The organism is Romboutsia sp. (genome assembly GCF_051659545.1).
Lineage (GTDB): Bacteria > Bacillota > Clostridia > Peptostreptococcales > Peptostreptococcaceae > JBOFOR01.
Genome location: NZ_JBOFOR010000051.1, coordinates 1 through 19,239 on the forward strand (window position 1 = coordinate 1; position 19,239 = coordinate 19,239).

Consider the following 19,239-nt stretch of genomic DNA (forward strand, 5'->3'; position numbering starts at 1 on the left):
ACTTAAGAATCTTTTTACTACTAAGTCGTAGATTTTTCTTTCTTTGTCACTTAAGTCACCTAAAAATACTCTTTCTTCTGTAGGTATTATTGCATGGTGATCAGTAACTTTTGAGTCATCTACAAAGCTTTTATTTCCACTTATTTTTGTTTTAAGTAACTTTGTACATACTCTTGAGTAATCACTTATATTTACTGCTTGTATTCTATCTTTTAGAGTATCTACTATATCACTAGTTAAATATCTAGAATCTGTTCTTGGGTATGTTAATACCTTATGTTGCTCGTATAGTTTTTGCATTATAGATAAAGTCTCTTTAGCTGAATATCCAAAGATTTTATTCGCATCTCTTTGTAATTCTGTTAAATCGTATAGTGCAGGTGAATATTTTTTCTTATGTACTTTGTTTACTTCTAGTATATTTATTTCCTTATTTTTAACTTTATTAACTACACTTTCGCCCTTTTCTTTACTAAAAGTCGAGGTAGAATTATTTTTATCTTTCCATAAAAACTTAATATCACTATTTCCTTTAGTTGCTACTAGGTTTACTCCATAGTATTCTTTTGCCTTAAAGTTTTGTATTTCTTCTTCTCTTTTCAGTATCATGGCTAAAGTTGGAGTTTGTACTCTACCACATGATAGCTGAGCATTGTGTTTTGTTGTTAAGGCACGTGTTGCATTTATTCCTATTATCCAGTCAGCCTCTGACCTTGCTATAGCTGAATAGTATAGATTGTCATACTCTCTTCCATCCTTTAGTTTATTAAAGCCGTCTTTTATAGCTTTGTCTGTACTTGAAGAAATCCAAAGACGTTTTATAGGCTTTTTAACATGTGCTTTTTCTATTATCCATCTAGCTACTAATTCACCTTCACGTCCTGCATCAGTCGCTATTACAATTTCTCCTACATCATCTCTATTCATTTGAGCTTTTACTGTGTTAAATTGCTTTGAGGTTTTTTTAATTACTACTGTTTTTAGGTTTTGAGGTAAAATTGGTAAATCATCTATATTCCAAGTTTTATATTTTTCACCGTAACTTTCAGGATCTGCTAAGGTAACTAAGTGACCTAGTGCCCAAGTTACTATATATTTAGGCCCCTCTATATATCCATTTTTATCATTATTACAACCTAATACTTTTGCTATATCCCTTCCTACTGAAGGTTTTTCTGCTAAAACTAATATTTTTTTCATAAAATTTCCTTTCTTTTTTAAAATAAATATAAGGTCTTTATTTTAAATTTGATTAACTATATAAATGTTATATCTAAACTTTGTTTTTACAAAGCATACTTTTACATATTTATAATATTACCATACATACTAAAAGTAACTATATTTTTTATCGAAAAAAAATAAAAGACAATGGATTTAATGGTTATAGCCATCAAATCTAATGTCTTTTATCAAAGCATTTGCTTCTACCTCATATGGACCTTTAACAAATAGTTATTTGTACACTTATTAGCATATAGTCATTCATTGGTTCTTGACCGTAGAGCCAATAGTATATTCTAAATTGAGGTTAATTCAGAACTTTTAAAACTATTTGAGAAGATATTATATAATATCTAGTCCACAACACTTCCAATGATGCTAGCAGAAGGTTAGGTATCATCCTAGCTTCTAGTCAAGCAAATGTTGTTGATATTATATTAACCACTTTATTTTTTTTAATTCAATTATTTTTTATTTTTATTAATTTTAATATCAAATTTAAACTATTTCATTGCTATTATTTCTTATAACTTATCCAAATAAGTAAGGAATTGAACAATTTATTCATATAGTTTGTAGATATCTGACAATTCTAACTCTATCTTTTGTATATCTATTTCATATAAAACTTCTGGTGCTTCTTCGTATCCTTGCAATACTTTATTTGGAAGTAATATTTCAAACTCAGTTCCACTTTCTCCATCACTATCAAGGTAGATTTCGCCCTTATTTAATTCTACTATTGATTTTACAATACTAAGACCTATTCCACTTCCTTCGTTTAGTCTAGTTAAAGATTTGTCCCCTTGAATAAACCTTTCAAATATAATCCCCTGCATTTCTACAGGTATACCTATCCCATCATCCTTAACTCTTATATGTACCCATTCCTCATCATTGTACATACTCACTAATATGTTTCCATTGGGTTTTGTGAATTTTATAGCATTTGATAATAAATTAAGCATTACTCTTTCTATCATAGATGGATCACATTTAATACTAAGTTCCTCTACCTCTGTATCAAATGTTATTGTAATATCCTTAGGATTTGCATAGTTTATTACTGATAAAGTAATCTCTTCTACCAACCTTATGATGTCACAATTTACAAACTTAGGCTTTGTAAAACCTACATCTATTTTTGTTATATCTACTATGTTATTTATTAGTCTTAGCATTCGCTGACAATTAATTTTTAAACATTGCTTATGATTAAAATATACTTCATTGAAATTAACTGATGTATCTTTACTTTTTAGGTCTAATAACTGTATCGTTGAGTAAAATATATTTAATGGTGTCTTTAATTCATGAGATATATTGGAAAAAAACTCATTCTTTATATTTTCATGATTTTTCATTTTTTCATATTCTATTAAGCTTTTTTCTGCTCTAATTCTATGAGATACGTCACTAAAATTTACTACTGTATTACGCTTATTATCATAAGTATATATTTCTTGAACAAAGCAATTCAAAGTAATATCTTCAGAATCTATTATTATATTACCTTCCCATGCTCCTTTTTCTTTTACAGACTTAAGTATTTCCTCTATAAATTCTTCTTTTAACTCACTAATATATTCATTAATTTTTTTATCTACTTCAGAATCACTAACCTTTATTCTATTGAATAAATATGTCTTTATAGTTTTATTCGAATATTTTATGTTTAAGTTTTCATCATATATTGCTATGCAACTATATTTGCTATCATCTACTAAGTTATAAAACATTTGAATTTCATTTTCTAAACATTTATTCTTTTTTATACTAAATGCTAGTTCTGTAAATAACCCTGCTATAAGTACAAGGAATCCCATATAAGTAATTGATAAGGATACTAGCTTTATATTTACTGACGGATTGGTTACTCCTGCTATAGCATATAAGGCTTTAATTGCAAAAAACAGAATACTCACGCTTATAACTAAATATATAGCATCTCTCTGTTTTATGCCTTTTATAATAAATCTTGTTGTAAATATAAGATATACAACTACTAAAAATAAGTTATATGCTTTAAATTGTTCAATTGTATTTAATCCTGTTAATAAAATGTTTTGTGTTCTTAATGTTCCAATTAAAATAGATAAAATTAGTATAATTACTGATGATTTTAATTTATTATTAATTATTAGTTTTTTAATATTTTCAAGTGGTAGGATTAAAATCATTAATATACTGATTCTTATTAATGATGTTAAAACTGTAATATAGGTACTAGTATCTATTACCGAATTTGTTAACTGCAGATTATCAAAGTTACCCATCAATATATCAATAAAAAATACTATATACATGAGAGATATTATAAAAATCTCTTCTTTATTAGTACTCATATAACATAATATACAACTAGCTACAGCTAAACCCGATAGCATTACAGAAAACAGTTTTATAAATAAAGTTATCTCGTTTGTATTACTTTTATTTGGATTTAGTGATAAAATTAATACAATCATATATGATATAACAAAAAAACCACTTATAATTAAAATTACAGTTGAAGCTATTTTATTTTGTCTGTTAGAAATTTCTTGATAATTCTTTTTAAATTTATACATTTATCCCTTATTCAACCTCCCTATTTTCCTTTTTTCCCCATATATTTACAAATTAGACTGTTATATACATATTACCATATTTTTTTCAACTCTAAAATAGAGTAAGATAATATCCCAAAAAAAGAGTTGCCCCTAAAAATGATTGGTAATCATTTTGAAGCAACCCACTTTCTTTAAAATATGCTATTTATAATATTACTCAAAAGCTGACTATGCTCATTAAATATGTTAAGACCGATTAATATTAGTATTATTCCTCCCATTAATTCTGCATAACTACTAAAAACTTTTCCCATTCTTTTTCCTAAAAAAACTCCAAATAAACACACTACAAAGGTAACACCACCTATTGCTAATGCTGCTGTAACTATATTAACATCTAAACATGCAAAACTTATTCCTACTGCTAAAGCATCAATACTTGTAGCTATTGATAATACTAATAGCTCCTTATTTGTTAGGTTTTCTTCTTCTTGTGTTATACCATACTCTAATTCTTCATCTTCTTTTTTAGATTTAATAAATCCATTTATCATTCTATATCCAAGGAATCCAAGCAGTATAAGTGCTATCCAATGATCTACTGATTTTATGTAACTCTCGAAGCTTATTCCAAGTAACCATCCTAATAAAGGCATCCCTCCCTGGAATATACCAAAGGCAAGGGCTATTTTTATTCCAAGCTTAGTGGTTAAATTTCTAATCGTCATTCCTTTAGTTATTGATACAGCAAAGGCATCCATTGAAAGTGCTAGTGCTGTTAAAAAAATTGCTATAAAACTCATAATTTCCTCCTATTTAATTCTTTTAACATTACTTGATTTGTATTATTGCGCGTAAAAAAGCGAGACTTATGCATGTTAAATAAACATGCATGAGTCTCGCTTTTTAAATCTAGACCAGACGAATGTCATTGTGTTGATCTAGATACACCTTTTCCGTGCAAACTACTCCCTCAGCAAAGCTAGTAAGTATTATTAATTTATATATAGTATAATATATTATAACATAAATTACAATTTATTAATTGAAATATATGTTATAATTTCAATTATATAACTTGTAATTTGTGTTATTTTTTCAAATACTAAATATGATTTATAATTTTTAGATTAAGGAGATTTATATGTCAAAAAAATTCAATTTCTTAAAAGGCAAAGTTAGAGAATATGTAAAATTTAATATTATTGGTACAATTAATTTTGTTATTTCTCAACTTTTTTATATAATGCTACATCTACTATTTGGCATAAATTACATTGTAGCTTATACAATTACAAGTATATTAAGTGTGATAGCTTCTTATATATTAAATTCTAAATTTACTTTTAAACAAAATAATTATTGTGCTACTAAACTTTCATTATCGATTTTAGTTTATATATTTGAATATATATTTAATATGGGTATTATAATATTTTTAGTTAATTCTTTTAATATTAGTAAAATAATCGCTCCATTAATAGCTCCTGTATTTTCAACTATACCTGCATTTTTCTTAATGAGAGCAGTAATAAAAAGAAAATCAACAAAATAAAATAATTAGTAATATGACAAGCCATCCTCATTGATTAAGTATGGCTTATTATATTACTAATTATTCTATATGTTATTTACATTATATTCTTTATTAAGTTTTTCATTATAACTATTTACCATTTTAGCTAAAGCTTCTTTTACTTCATCTTCATTTGGTAATATTACTATTCTCCTTGCATCTAGTATAAATTTAGTTTCTTTTGTTACTATAGTACTACTCGAGATTTTTTTGTTTACACTACCTTTCATGTTAATAAGTAATTTAGTTACTTCACCTTTTGTTATATTTTTTAAAACTATGTAAACTTCTTTTTCTGTTAATAAGTTTTCATATATAACTTTTTCTAATTCTTCATTAAACATTTCACTTATATTAGTAGTATCATCTTTCACATGCTTTACAGATAATAACTTAGTTCCTTGCATAAATACTATTCCAAAAACGACTATACATATAATATTTAAAATTATATATATTGTGTTATTATCCACTAACTCTCCATAATTAGTTGATAATTGTATTAATATAAATCCAATAAATCCTCCTACAAGACCTACACCTACATCCATATTTACAGCTATTGCTTCTTTGAATTTTTTCTTTCCGTCTTGCTTGTAATCTTCTTGTATTGCATAATTTTTAAGTTCATATAAATCTATATCATTCATAGATTCTGTAGAATATGCCCTTTTGGAAAATTTTTTGTAATCGGTTAAATCTATACTTTCACCAAAATTGAAGACTTCTATAAATTGTTCTCCATAAGTTTTGATTGCTCTTAATATAGCCTTTTTTGTTGCTAATTCTCTTGGTTCATTGTTCCATATTGATAAAGCATACTCTATACTAGCAGAAATTCCTAATATATGATCACATTCAACGCTACCATCTATTTCATAATAACTTAATCCTTTTACTTTGCATTCAGTAGCTAAATTTTTAGCCTGAGCATAAGTAAAATTTCCCCTACATAAGATTGAGTTGGGGTCTAAAGCATGCATTGTCATACCTTCTCTTACTCGATCTCCAAAATCACTTATGGCTTCATCATATTTATCATAAGGTACTTCAATTTTAATAGGAGTTTCATCTTCATTTAAATATCTTAGTTCTCCATAGTTTAGACATGCATTTACACATCTTTCCCCTGTACTATTGTATTTGCTTTTTACTACCTTTGCCATATATCACTATTCCTCCTTAGCTATATAGGCTCCGCTTTTAAACTAGTGTTTTTACTAGCTCTTCTTCACCTAATATGCTAGTTATTCTGACACCGAAGTTTTGCTCTACTATTACAACTTGACCATAAGCTATTTTTTGTCCATTTACATAAATTTCAACTTCTTGATTTTCAAAAGTATCCAATTCTATTAATGAACCCTTTGTTAAGTCAAATATTTCTTTTATACTCATCTGTGTTTTCCCTAGTATTGCTGTTACTTTTAAAGGTATATCTCGTACTCTTTCTATATTCTCATTCATATCTTCCTATCCCTACCTTTTATTATTATCGTCCTTGAAGATTATTTATCATTCCTATCATCTCATCTGTCGCTTGCATAGCTTTACTATTGAATTGAAATGCCCTTTGTACCATAATTAAATCTGTCATCTCATTTTGCATATTTACATTGGACATCTCTGTGTATCCTTGTCTTATAGTCGGATTTTGTACAACCATAACATTTGTGCCTTCTCTTGGTATAAATAGACCATCCCCTACTGATATAAAAGTATCTTCTCCTTGTGGTGCATATATATCTATTTTACCAATATTTTCATTATTTAGAAACACTTCTCCTGATTTATTTATACTCAATTCTCCATTAGATAAATCTACATTTTCGTAATTTCTACCCTCATTAAAAGTTATCTCTACTGCATTTCCATAATCATCAACTAATTTTCCATTTGCATCTAAGTTAAATTCACCATTTCGAGTATAACTTTGTGTTCCATCTGGCTTTGTTACGCAGAAGAATCCATCTCCGTCTATTCCTAAATTAGTTTTTATTCCTGTATTCTTTAGTGATCCCTGAGCAAAATTTCTTGTTGCTATAGATTCTTTTACACCTGTACCTGTAAGAGCTCCCTTATTGCTATTGGGATAAGATATTCTATCTAAAGTTTCAGTGTATAAATCTATAAACCCCATATCTAACTTTTTATATCCTGATGTTTGAACATTTACCATATTATTGGATATAACATCTATTTTAGATTGATTAGCTTGCATTCCAGTTTTGCTAGTATTTATTATATTATACATTTACGTCTTTCCTCCTACCTAACAGTACCTATTTCACTTGCAATCTTTGCAAGTGTTGAATCTATAGTTTGTACTACTTTTTGATTTGCTTCAAACTCTTTTACCGTCTCCATTAATGTAGTTGTTACATCTATAGGATCTACATTTGATCCTTCTACATATCCTTGTCTTATATTGAAATTGTTAGCTTGTACTGGATTTTCACCCTTATACACATTGTTTCCTACTTTGTCTAGATTGTTGTAATCATTAAAGTCTACAACACTAAATTTATAGGCATTGGTACCATTTATACTTATATTGTTATTTGCAGAAACTGAAATTTTTTCATTTCTTGTTCCTATATTTATAGGTTCTAAATTGCCAGTATTCTGATTCATTCCCATAACGTTGTAGCCTGCATTTGTTACTAAATACCCCTGACTATTAACTTTAAAAGAACCATCTCTTGTATAATAATTTTGACCATTTGCATCTTGTACTTGAAAGAAACCATTCCCCTCTAGTCCAAAATCTGTATTGTTTTCAGTTGATCTAAGAACTCCTTGAATATGATTAGTAATAGTATCATCTATTCTTACCCCAAAACTTAAACTTCCTAACTCTTGTGTCTGCGGTTTTCCATTTTTATAATTATCTTTATTAGACAAAGCTACTTCATCAAAAGCCTTTGTTAATAAAGATTCTTCTTTATATCCATTAGTATTTATGTTTGCTAAGTTATTAGTTATAACACTTTGCCTTGCTTGCAAAGTTATCATAGATGATATTGACGAATACATACCTCTTAACATAACTTTTCCCCCATTAATCTATATATTTTAACTTTTTCATATTTTCTCTTAACTTTCCTATTGCTCTACTATTAAGTTGAGATATTCTAGATTCCGATACACCAAGTATCATTCCTATTTCTTTTAAAGTAAGTTCCTCATAATAATAAAGTGATAATACTAATTTATCTTTTTCATTTAACATATCTATAGCTTGTTCCATTATATCTATCATTTCTTTTTTCTCTACTAAATCACTTGTTGATATTGTATTTTCATCTTTTATAGTATCTATTAGTTTAATTTCACTTTCATCATCATACATAACATTATCTAAGGATGCTGTGTTTAAACTTGTTAGTTTGACTTTGATATCGTGTATTTCATCCTTTGATATCTTCATATAATTAGATATTTCATCTATGCTTGGTTGTCTGCAATTTTTATTTTGTAAACTACTAATAGCATTATTGTATTCCTTTATTTTAGCTATATATGATCTAGATACAGGTGACTGTTTTCTTATTTCGTCGATTATAAAGGATGCTACTCTTATAGAAGCATACGTTGAAAACTTAACCCCTCGATTAACATCAAATTTATAATATGCATCTATAAGCCCCATTACACCAAAACTTACTAAATCTTCATACTCAATGCCTATTTTATCTGTATGATACTTAGCTGCAATATGCTTAACAAGAGGCATATTGTTTATTATAAATTGTTCTTGGTCGTATGCGTTCAATATAACTCCCCTCCATTACTATATATTAACTACGCCTTGTGCTTTTATTTGAATATCACTTGGTATTTCATTAAGTGATAAAATTGTTACATTAGGAAATACCATTTCTACTAATTTTCTAAATGGTGCTCTTATTTTTGGAGACACTAACAATATTGGTCTATTATTATGGAAATTAACTTCCTCTGTCATAGCTTGAATATTGCTAAATATTCTATTAGTATTGTCTGGATCTACTGCTGGATAAGTTCCGTTTATAGATCTTTGTAAGTTGTTCCCTACTAAATTTTCTACTTCCATTGATAAAGTAGCTACTGTTATAGCATTGTATTCATCTACTAAGTCAGTACATATACTTCTGCTTAATGCCATTCTCACATACTCTGTCAATAGTTCAATGTCCTTAGTATTTCTTGCATGATCTGCTAAAGTTTCTAGTATACTAACTCTATCTTTTATAGCTATTTTTTCTCTTAATAAGTTTTGGAATACTTTTTGTACTTCCCCTAGTGTCATTAAGTCTGGTATTAATTCATCTACTACTGCACTATATCTCTCTCTAGTGGCGTCTATTATTGCCTTTACCTCTTGTCTTCCTATAAGTTCATGAGATTTTGACTTTATTATTTCAAGTAGATGCGTTACAAGTATAGTTGTCGGGTCTACTACTGTAAATCCGTATAACTCTGCTTCTTCTACTTTATCACTATTTATCCATAAAGCATCTAATCCAAAGGTTGGTTCTTTAGTCTTTATTCCTTCTAAATCTATATCTCCTCCCATTGGATTCATGCATAGTAGCATATTAGGCATCAAGTCGTATGTAACTACTGGAATACCTTTTATTTTTATACAGTATTGATTTGGATTTAACTGTAAATTATCCCTTATTCTTATTGGTTGAACTATAATTCCCATATCTATTGCACATTGTCTTCTTACAGAAACTATTCTATGTAATAAATCTCCCCCACTACTATCATCTGCTAGTGGTATTAATCCATAGCCTATTTCAACTTCTATTGGCTCTACATTTATTAAAGTTGATACATCTTCTGCTGCATCTATATTTGCTTCTGTTGGTTCATGAGTTTGTGCAATCTCTTCTAGTTGTTGCTGTGATTCTTTTTCAGTTTTATTTAGTAAATAGGCAACTAGTATTGCACCGAATCCTAATGTAAAGAATGATGCTTTAGGAAGTCCAGGCATAAACCCTAATACAAATAATATTGTTCCTGTCATTGCTATTGCTTTTGGATATGATATTAACTGTTTTCCTAGTAAGTTACCAAAGTTTTCATCACTATCTGCTCTTGTTACTAATATACCTGCTGAAGTAGATATTAGTAAGGCTGGTATTTGACTTACTAAACCATCTCCTATGGTAAGTCTTATATAAGTTTGTACAGACTGTTCAAAACTCATATTAAGCATTAGTATACCTATAACAATTCCTCCAAGCATATTTATAGCAGTTACTAATATACCTGCTATTGCGTCACCTTTTACGAATTTTGATGCTCCATCCATTGATCCGTAAAAGTCTGCTTCTTGTTGAAGCTCTCTTCTTCTTTTTCTTGCCGTTTGTTCGTCTATCATACCTGCATTTAAATCTGCATCTATACTCATTTGTTTTCCTGGCATAGCATCCAGTGTAAATCTTGCAGATACTTCAGATACCCTTCCTGAACCATTTGTAATAACTACAAACTGTACTACTATTATAATTAAGAATATAATTACTCCTACTACGTAGTTTCCTCCAACAACGAAACTACCAAAGGATTCGATTACATGTCCTGCATAACCTTCACCTAATATAAGTCTAGTTGAGGATATGTTAAGACCTAATCTAAACAAGGTAGTTACTAGTAATATCGTTGGGAATATTGATAATTGTAATATGCTTGTAGAAAAAAGTGTCAGTAATAGTATTAACACTGAGAATGCTATATTACAAGCTAATAATATGTCTAATAACCATGGTGGTAATGGTATTATCATCATTAGTACTATTCCAATGATTCCAAATCCCACTAGCACATCAAATCGTTTTTTCAAATTAAATTTATCCATTTAAAACCTCTTTTTATAGCTTCTTATATCTATTTTTTATTTTATAAACAGCCACTAACACTTCCGCTATTGCCTGATACATTTCTTCCGGAATCTCTTCGTTTATTTCTACGTTTTTATAGATGAACCTAGCTAGTTGTTTATTTTCAATAATTGGAATATCATGCTCTTTGGCAATCTCCCTTATTTTAAAAGCTAGTACATCTGCACCTTTTGCTACTATTATTGGAGCACTATCCTTACCTTTTTCATATTTTATTGCAATTGATATATGAGTAGGATTGGTGATAATAGCTGTAGCTGATGGGACTGATTGCATCATTCTTTGAGATGCTATCTCCCTTTGTTTTTGCTTTATCTTTCCTTTGATATGAGGGTCACCCTCCATCTGCTTATATTCTTCTTTAACTTCTTGCTTAGTCATTTTTAGACCTTTATTATATGTAAATCTTTCATATACCAAGTCAGCTACTGCTATAATGACTACTGCTATAGCTATATCTGATAATAATTTCTTTACCAAATCTAATATGTTATAAATTAGGTAAGGAAAGTAAATATCTCCTATTTTCATAATTCCTTCAAAATTTTCTTCCATAAAAGAATAACCAATATAAAGTAGTACTGAGATAATAGCTAAACTTTTTACTAAAGTACCTAATGCTTTTAAAGAAAACATATTTTTAAATCCATTTATAGGATTTATTTTAGACAATTGTACCTTTAATCCTTCTCCTGTAAGTAAAATCCCTGTTTGCATTAAATTTCCTACAAAAGATAGTGCAATTATTATCGCTCCTATAGGTAAAAATATCTTCATAAATGAGAAGATTAATTTCATAAACAATATCTGTACTGTATTATCATTAAATATTGTTTTAAAATCACTACTTAAAAGTTCAGTTAAAAAGTTCTTAAGCTCTAAAATTATAGAATCTGACATTGTGTAAGCTATTAATAAAACTCCTAGTAAAGTCATAGCTGTAACTATCTCTTTACTTTTAGCTACATTTCCTTTTTTTCTTTCATCCATTTTTTTCTTGCCTGTAGGCTCTTCAGTCTTGTCTCCACCCGCAGACAATGCCATCCCTATAGGTGCCATTGGTGATAAGGTTAATGTTCCATCTAATATACTTGGTATTTTGTTTAGTAGATTATGTATTTCAGTTATAATAAATGGTAAAGATATCATAAAAAAGATAATACCTACTAATACTTTTAGGGGCATTCCTACAACCATTACATTTAATTGAGGAACACTTCTTGATATTAGTCCCATTATTAAATCAGTTATAATAAGTGCTAATGTTATTGGGACAGCTATTTTAAATCCGATCTCAAAGCACTGCACAAAAACATTTACTATATAACTAAAATTATTATTTAAAATTGATTCTCCAATTGGAATTAACTTAAAACTTTGTTGTATGCCTTCTATCAATTTATGATGACCATTCATACCAAAAAACACCATTATTCCCATCCAGTACATAAGATTTTCAATTAACGTGGTTTGAGTTTTAGTATTTGGGTCATATATACTTGCCATAGATAAACCTAATTGTTGGTCAATTAAACTTCCACCTATTCTTAGTGCGTTAAAGCATAGGCTAGTTATATATCCTAATGTTAATCCTGTTATTACCTCCATTGTTACACAATTAATTAATCCCAATGTTGAGGTTATATTTACGTCTACATTTACAGTAAGAGCTATTATTGCAGATATAAATAATGAAAATCCAACTTTGAATATATTAGGTGTTCCTCCTGGAAATATAACATTTAGTGAGCCAAAAAAGGCTGTTAGTCTAATAAATATAAATAACATCTTAGGTTACCCCTTTACTGTTGCTATCATATTCATCATCTTTACTGTAAACTTCATAATTTCTTGTAACATCCAGTTTCCACCAACTGCCAATATTAAAGCTATTACTATTAGTTTTGGTACAAATGTCAATGTTTGTTCTTGTATCTGTGTCGTTGCTTGGAATATACTGATAAGTAAACCTACAACTAAAGATAAAATAAGTATGGGCCCACCTACTAACAAACTAGTGTACAAAGCTTCTTTTATTACACTCATTACCATATTTTCTGTCATATTATTTTCTCTCCTCACTATTTAAAGCTTAAAATTAAAGATTTAATTAATAAATTCCATCCATCAACCATAATGAATAATAAAAGCTTAAATGGTAACGAAATCATAGCTGGAGGAAGCATAAACATCCCCATAGACATTAGAGTACTTGATACCACTAAGTCTATTAGTAAAAATGGTAAATATATTAAAAATCCTATTTGGAAAGCTGTTTTTAATTCACTAATTGCAAAAGCTGGTACTAAAACGTATAAAGGAATATTCCCTCTAGTTATATCAACTTCTTTTGAATCTAAATTAGCATTTTCTACAAATAGTTTTATATCTTCTTTTCTTGTCTGCTTTAGTAAAAATTCTTTCATTGGTATTTCTGCTTCTTTCATTGCTTCAACAATATCTATTTCCTTTGCAACATAAGGTTTTAGAGCATTTTCATTTATAGTATTCATGGTCGGTGCCATTATGAACATAGTCAATATTATTGCAATTCCTATCAGTATTTGGTTAGGAATTGATTGCTGTGCTCCTAATGCTGTTTTTATAAATGAGAATGTAATAATTATTCTTACAAAACTCGTCATCATAAAAATGACTGTAGGTAAAAACATTAAAAAAGTTAAGATTATAAATAACTCTATTAAAGGAGTAAATTCTTTGGTATCTGACATAAGGCTAGTTAGAGTGTCCATCTTTCTTCTCCTTTAACTTTAATTTTTTTAAATCTAATTTTTTTATATCTAGTTTTTTTAAATCTATGTTTTTTAAATTAATATCTCTTTTGTTTAAATTAATTATCTTCTTATGTTTAATTTGCTGTCTTTTTTCTTCTATATTTTTCATTTCTTCAAGACTTAAGTCTTTTATTTTTTCTATCTTTGAAGGTGATGATATTATTACACATCCTTCATCACCTATTTTTAATACAAATACATCTGTATCTTTATTTAAGTTTGTTCTTTCTATCACTTTAGTGTACTTGTATATGCCAATACCTTCTAAGTTTCCTCTGCTAAATCTTATAGATACTACTATAAGAATCATTACAAAAGGTATAAATACAGCTAAATTTACTAAGTACTGTAACATATCATTATTCATAAATTTTTTTATTACTTCTCCTTTTGTTCTACAATTAAAATATCAACTCTTCTATTTGTAGCTCTATTTTCTGGTGTAGAATTTTCAACTAAAGGTTTGTGCTCTCCATATCCTTTAACTGCAAATCGAGTTGGATTTTGGCCTTTTTCTTCTATAAAGTACCTTACTACACTTACTGCTCTAGCTGTAGATAACTCCCAGTTAGAAGGAAATTCTTCAGTATTCATCGGAATGTTATCTGTATTTCCTTCAACTAACACATCATTATCTACGTTACTTATTACAGTTGATATTAGATTTAAAACATTTCTACGGTCTTCTTTTAAAGCTGCTTGCCCAGAGTCAAAAAGTATTGTTTCATCTAATTGAAGTACTACGCCTCTATCTTCTTCTCTTATTTTTACTACATCTGTTAAGCTGTTATTTTCTATTACTGTATTTAACTTTTCTACTAAATTTTCGTACTCTGTATTTCCTCCACTGCTTGGATTTACTTTAGTACTATCAATATCTCCAATATTTTCAATATCTTTAATACTTACGGTTCCAGATAGTGACCCTTGTAGTGCTTCTGATAACTCTTTAAGCTTTTGACTATCAACAGAAGAGATTGAGTATAATAATATAAAAAATGTCAGTACTAATGTTATGGTGTCTGAATAGGTAGCAAGCCAAGCGTCTGGATTTATATCATCCTCAGAGTTACCTCTTCTTTTTTTACGCGACACCACCATCAACTCCTTCTTCTTCAATCATTCTTTTGTAGTAACTACGTTTTTCTTCTACTGTTAAAAAGTTAATTAGCTTTTCTTCTATTACTCTCGCACTGTCACCTTCTTGAATACTTTCAATTCCACATAGCATCATATCTCTGTATTCAACTTCTTTTTGACCTTTATTTTGTATATTAAACCCTATTGGATTTAATATTATATTGGCAAATAGTGCCCCGTAGAATGTTGTTATAAGAGCTTTTGACATTCCAGAAGCTATAGTTTCAGGTGATCCCATATCTGCAAGCATTTGTATAAGACCTATTAAGGTACCTATCATACCAAAAGCAGGTGCATAAGTTCCCCATATTTTAAATATTTTAGAGCCTTTATTATATTCATTTTCTATTGCTTCTATTTCTAATTCTAGTATTTGTTTTATGCTATCTGGCTCGATACCATCTATTGTTAGCTCTAATCCCTTTCTTAAGAAATCATCTTCTATTTCTGATACATAATCTTCTAGGGATAGTGCACCATCTTTTCTTATTCTTCTAGATATTTCTTTAAATTGATCTATTAGGTCTGTTTTGTATATATTGCTTGATGTCATACTTATTTTAAGAAGACCTATCATTTTTTTCAACTCATCCGCTGGATAAGTTATTAATACTGCTGCAAATGATCCCCCTATTGTTATGCCTATAGATGCTGGGTCGAAAAATATCATAAGCCCAGTATCTCCTACCATCATACCAAATAGTACTACTGCTGTTCCGAATAATAAACCTATAGGGGTAAGGATATCTTGCTTTTTCATAAACTCCCCCTATTGTTATCTCTTAAGATTTATTATTTCTTGTAGTAGTTCGTCACTAGTTGTTATTACTTTACTTGCAGCTTGGAAGGCTCTAGTTGTAACTATCATTTCTGTGAATTCTTCTGATAGGTCAACGTTTGACATTTCTACTGCACCTTGGTTTATTTTGCCAAGTTTATTATTTCTAATTGCATCTCCTGAGTTAGCTGATCCGGTAAATATATTTCCTCCTAAAGCTTCTAACCCTTCTGGATTTGTAAATACAACTAAATCTAGCATTGGTTGTCTAGCGTCAACATTTTTCTCTGGTTTTCCATCTGCACCTATTACAGGTTTTCCAGTAGCCGGATCAACTTTTTCTAATTGCGGAACTTTAGTACCATCCTCTACTAAATATGATATTTTACCATCTTTTGAAATGTTAAAAGATATGACCTTTTTACCATTTGTATTGTCTTCTTTTCCTGTTACAGGATCTACTGATTTAGGTATTTTTATCCTATCATCTTTAATGGTATCATCTACTTTATCTCCATCATTAGGTTTAATTGTTTGACCAAGTACATAATATCCTTCTGCTGTAACTAAGTATCCTTCTTCATCTAAGTTAAATGATCCATCTCTCGTATATCCATAATTATCACCTTCACCTAGTTGAACTCTAAACAATCCATCTCCATCTATCGCTAAGTCTGTAGGTCTTCCTGTTGGCTGAATAGCTCCTTGTACCATATTTTTAAATATACCACTAACCTTTGTACCTATACCAACTTGTCCTGGGTTAACCCCTCCTATTCCTCCACCTGGAGCACTTGAATATATCATATTTTGATATAATGCATCTGAAAATCTTGCTCCTGTTTTCTTATACGCTGTCGTTCCTACGTTTGCAACGTTATTACCAACAACGTCCATTTTTGTTTGATTTGCTTTCATTCCACTGATACCTGCGTACATCGATCTTAACATTAATTTACTCCCCCTTATTTTCTGTATCTACATCTGGATTTTCTTCTGGTTTAGTTTCTCCACCTGTATCTATTTTTTCATCACTTACCTTAACAAGAGCTCCGTATTCTATTGATTTTAACTCTCCTGTTTCATCTATTCTTACATTCATATATACTACACCATCTTTTATATGGACACTTTCTACCTTACCAGTATAAGTTTTCTTTCCATAATCCTCTCCAGCCTCTTCTTTTGGAACATAAACTTCAACATTTTTTCCGATAAGATTAGATGCTGCCCCCATAGCTGAATTTACTAGTAATCCATTAGTAGCTCCTAATAAATACTCCATACTGGTATTTAAATTCATCATCTGCTCTAAACTATTAAACTGGGCTAACTGCGTAACATACTGAGTTGGATCTTGTGGGTTAAATGGGTCTTGATTAGTCATTTGAGCTACTAGCATTTTTAAAAATATATCTTTACTAGTTTCTTGACCTGGCAATATTATATCTGTTCCATTTTCAGTTTTATCATAAGTCCTAGTATTGTAATTACTTACATTATTATTAACCGCTGTTAAATTGTTCATTTTTTCCCCTCTAGATTAAAATATTTAAATTACTATCTAATGCCTTATCTTCTTTTATTTCCTCTAATGATTCCACTTCCATATTATTAACTCGATTTCTTTGCTTTTTGTTTTGTTGATTTTTTTTATTGAATTCTTGATTTAAATTATCTGAAAAGAATCTTTCATTATTACTTTTTATATCTACAGAAATTTCCTTAACATTTATATTTAAATCTTTTAAGTGCTTACTTATATCTCCAATATTTTTGTTAACTAAATCAAACACATCATCTTTACTTATAATAATATGTACTTTTGTTTCTTCTAAACTTTTTACAAGCTTTATAGTCATGTCACCAAGTTCTTTTGGAGTTAGTTTTATTTTTATTTCTTCTAAACCATTTGACTTCATGTAGTTTATATTTTTTACAATATCTTCTCCCATAAATTCTTGTCTTACAGTTGTAATATTACTGGTATTTACATCTTGCTTGTTTGTAATATTAGATGTATTAGAATTTATGTTATTAATATTTATAAAAGAATTATTGTCCTTGCTATCTAAAATACTTTCTAAGGTATTTAAGTCTTTGTCTTTTAAATCAGTATTGTTGCTATTTATTATGTTGTTTTTATTTATTAAACTATTAGTTTCTAACTTTTCATAGCTATTTTGTTCTTCTAGATTTGAGTTAAATTGATTGATTAAATCATTTTTTCCATTTTCAACTTGTCCATTGTCTTTCGACTTAGTTTCTAGTCCTAAACTTTCTAATGCTTTATTTGTTATGTTTTTATTTTCTAAATCACTATTATCTTTTGATATTGAATCTAAATCTGTATCTTGAGTACTACTACTATTTTTATTTTGTAAACTTTCTTTTATTAAATCTAATAGCATTGTATCTTCTTTACTTAACTTATTTATATCTGAGTCTTGATTTAAAATAATTTCGTTTAATTTTTCTAAACTAGAGCTGTCATTATTGATTGTTTTACCACTTAATATTTCATTTAAGGATTCAATTTTTAACAAATTATCCAAGGTAATCTCTTCTGGATTATTAGTATTTTTTAAATCATCAAATGTTTTAATATTACTCAATATACTTAATAAAAAACTATAATCAATATTTTTTTCATCCTCATTCTCTTTTGTATCTAACTTTTCATTAAAATCAAGTTCTTCATTCATACTACTTAACTCTTCTAATAAATTTGTAAATCCATTACTATTTGTTTCATTGCCTTTAGTAACATTATTTCCTAGGCAATTATTTAGAAATTGTGCAGAAATATTTAAATTCATATTTTTCATCCTTTTATGATAAATTTACTTTATTTCTTATAAATGAGTACAATGCAAATTCATCATTAGTTATTTGCTCTATTCTTTCTTCTTCTTTTTTTACTCTTTGTAATACATTTTCTTTAAGTATTTCTAAAGACTTTCTCTGTATTTGTTTACCTAGCAAATCTTCTTTTGCTTCACTTACCTTTATTTCTTCTTTTTTAAGTTGAGCATTAGTACTTTTTATAGATTGCGTAAGTGAAGATAAATAATTGATTGTTATCTTTTGTGTTATTACATCCTCAACTTGACTTATATCACAGTACTTTTCATAATTTACTTCTAAGGTTTTTAGATTTTCCTCAACTTTTCTTTTTTTATTTTTAGCTTGAACAAAAAACACTTTACTTTCTTCTTCATTTTTAATTCTTATATCTAATAATTTTTGAAGTTTAAATTTTTCCACTTGGATTATCCCC

Annotated in this window: 20 protein-coding genes; 1 reads left to right on the forward strand and 19 read right to left on the reverse strand. The window is 28.5% G+C overall.

Translation table 11 applies throughout. The features are described from left to right. The 3 genes from topB to ACRC03_RS02875 form a co-directional block, all read right to left on the reverse strand. A partial coding sequence (gene topB, locus ACRC03_RS02865) for a DNA topoisomerase III (RefSeq protein WP_438651039.1) occupies positions 1-1,200 on the reverse strand: 1,200 nt, incomplete at its 3' end. Between the two features lie 584 nt (positions 1,201-1,784). Further along, positions 1,785-3,794 carry a sensor histidine kinase gene (locus tag ACRC03_RS02870; RefSeq protein ID WP_438651040.1) on the reverse strand — a complete coding sequence of 670 codons (2,010 nt, stop codon included), beginning with the start codon at positions 3,792-3,794 and terminating at the stop codon, positions 1,785-1,787. 173 nt (positions 3,795-3,967) lie between these two features. Beyond that, complete coding sequence (locus tag ACRC03_RS02875; protein ID WP_438651041.1) at positions 3,968-4,579, reverse strand: manganese efflux pump MntP; 612 nt, start codon at positions 4,577-4,579, stop codon at positions 3,968-3,970. Between the two features lie 341 nt (positions 4,580-4,920). Here ACRC03_RS02875 and ACRC03_RS02880 point away from each other — a divergent pair, with 341 nt between their 5' ends. Further along, positions 4,921-5,331, forward strand: a complete 411-nt coding sequence (locus ACRC03_RS02880) for a GtrA family protein (RefSeq protein ID WP_438651042.1) — start codon at positions 4,921-4,923, stop codon at positions 5,329-5,331. A gap of 65 nt (positions 5,332-5,396) precedes the next feature. Here the strand turns inward: ACRC03_RS02880 and ACRC03_RS02885 are convergent, their stop codons facing one another. From ACRC03_RS02885 to fliJ, 16 genes are read right to left on the reverse strand one after another with little or no spacing between them, the layout of a single operon-like run. Continuing rightward, complete coding sequence (locus ACRC03_RS02885; RefSeq protein WP_438651043.1) at positions 5,397-6,518, reverse strand: hypothetical protein; 1,122 nt, start codon at positions 6,516-6,518, stop codon at positions 5,397-5,399. A gap of 37 nt (positions 6,519-6,555) precedes the next feature. Then, positions 6,556-6,819 carry a FliM/FliN family flagellar motor switch protein gene (locus ACRC03_RS02890; RefSeq protein WP_438651044.1) on the reverse strand — a complete coding sequence of 88 codons (264 nt, stop codon included), beginning with the start codon at positions 6,817-6,819 and terminating at the stop codon, positions 6,556-6,558. 25 nt (positions 6,820-6,844) lie between these two features. Beyond that, positions 6,845-7,606, reverse strand: a complete 762-nt coding sequence (locus tag ACRC03_RS02895; RefSeq protein WP_438651045.1) for a flagellar hook-basal body complex protein — start codon at positions 7,604-7,606, stop codon at positions 6,845-6,847. A 14-nt stretch (positions 7,607-7,620) separates the two neighbouring features. Next, complete coding sequence (locus tag ACRC03_RS02900; RefSeq protein WP_438651046.1) at positions 7,621-8,400, reverse strand: flagellar hook-basal body complex protein; 780 nt, start codon at positions 8,398-8,400, stop codon at positions 7,621-7,623. A 13-nt stretch (positions 8,401-8,413) separates the two neighbouring features. Beyond that, entirely contained in the window at positions 8,414-9,127 is a 714-nt protein-coding gene (locus ACRC03_RS02905; protein WP_438651047.1) for a sigma-70 family RNA polymerase sigma factor, read from the reverse strand. An 18-nt stretch (positions 9,128-9,145) separates the two neighbouring features. Then, positions 9,146-11,203: a flagellar biosynthesis protein FlhA gene (flhA, locus tag ACRC03_RS02910; protein WP_438651048.1), complete on the reverse strand. Its 2,058-nt coding sequence runs from the start codon at positions 11,201-11,203 to the stop codon at positions 9,146-9,148. 13 nt (positions 11,204-11,216) lie between these two features. Next, positions 11,217-13,034, reverse strand: coding sequence for a fused FliR family export protein/FlhB family type III secretion system protein (locus ACRC03_RS02915; protein ID WP_438651049.1), 1,818 nt, complete (start codon positions 13,032-13,034; stop codon positions 11,217-11,219). 6 nt (positions 13,035-13,040) lie between these two features. Then, on the reverse strand, positions 13,041-13,310 hold the full coding sequence (gene fliQ, locus ACRC03_RS02920) for a flagellar biosynthesis protein FliQ (RefSeq protein ID WP_438651050.1): 270 nt from the start codon (positions 13,308-13,310) through the stop codon (positions 13,041-13,043). A 17-nt stretch (positions 13,311-13,327) separates the two neighbouring features. After that, on the reverse strand, positions 13,328-13,999 hold the full coding sequence (gene fliP / locus ACRC03_RS02925; RefSeq protein ID WP_438651051.1) for a flagellar type III secretion system pore protein FliP: 672 nt from the start codon (positions 13,997-13,999) through the stop codon (positions 13,328-13,330). Further along, a complete protein-coding gene (locus ACRC03_RS02930) occupies positions 13,983-14,408 on the reverse strand; it encodes a hypothetical protein (protein WP_438651052.1) in 426 nt (141 codons plus the stop codon). The genes fliP and ACRC03_RS02930 overlap by 17 nt, the downstream gene beginning before the upstream one ends. A gap of 11 nt (positions 14,409-14,419) precedes the next feature. Further along, entirely contained in the window at positions 14,420-15,136 is a 717-nt protein-coding gene (locus ACRC03_RS02935; RefSeq protein WP_438651053.1) for an OmpA family protein, read from the reverse strand. Then, positions 15,126-15,941 carry a motility protein A gene (locus ACRC03_RS02940; protein ID WP_438651054.1) on the reverse strand — a complete coding sequence of 272 codons (816 nt, stop codon included), beginning with the start codon at positions 15,939-15,941 and terminating at the stop codon, positions 15,126-15,128. Before ACRC03_RS02940 ends, ACRC03_RS02935 begins: the two co-directional genes overlap by 11 nt. Positions 15,942-15,956: 15 nt before the next feature. Beyond that, positions 15,957-16,910, reverse strand: a complete 954-nt coding sequence (locus tag ACRC03_RS02945; protein ID WP_438651055.1) for a flagellar hook-basal body protein — start codon at positions 16,908-16,910, stop codon at positions 15,957-15,959. Positions 16,911-16,914: 4 nt separating this feature from the next. Further along, the gene (locus ACRC03_RS02950) at positions 16,915-17,487 is read right to left on the reverse strand and encodes a flagellar hook capping FlgD N-terminal domain-containing protein (RefSeq protein WP_438651056.1); all 573 of its coding nucleotides are present in this window, start codon (positions 17,485-17,487) and stop codon (positions 16,915-16,917) included. A gap of 10 nt (positions 17,488-17,497) precedes the next feature. Beyond that, positions 17,498-18,778 carry a flagellar hook-length control protein FliK gene (locus ACRC03_RS02955; RefSeq protein WP_438651057.1) on the reverse strand — a complete coding sequence of 427 codons (1,281 nt, stop codon included), beginning with the start codon at positions 18,776-18,778 and terminating at the stop codon, positions 17,498-17,500. 13 nt (positions 18,779-18,791) lie between these two features. Continuing rightward, positions 18,792-19,226 (reverse strand): flagellar export protein FliJ, encoded by a 435-nt coding sequence (gene fliJ, locus ACRC03_RS02960; protein ID WP_438651058.1) that lies wholly within the window; start codon positions 19,224-19,226, stop codon positions 18,792-18,794. Positions 19,227-19,239: the final 13 nt, after the last annotated feature.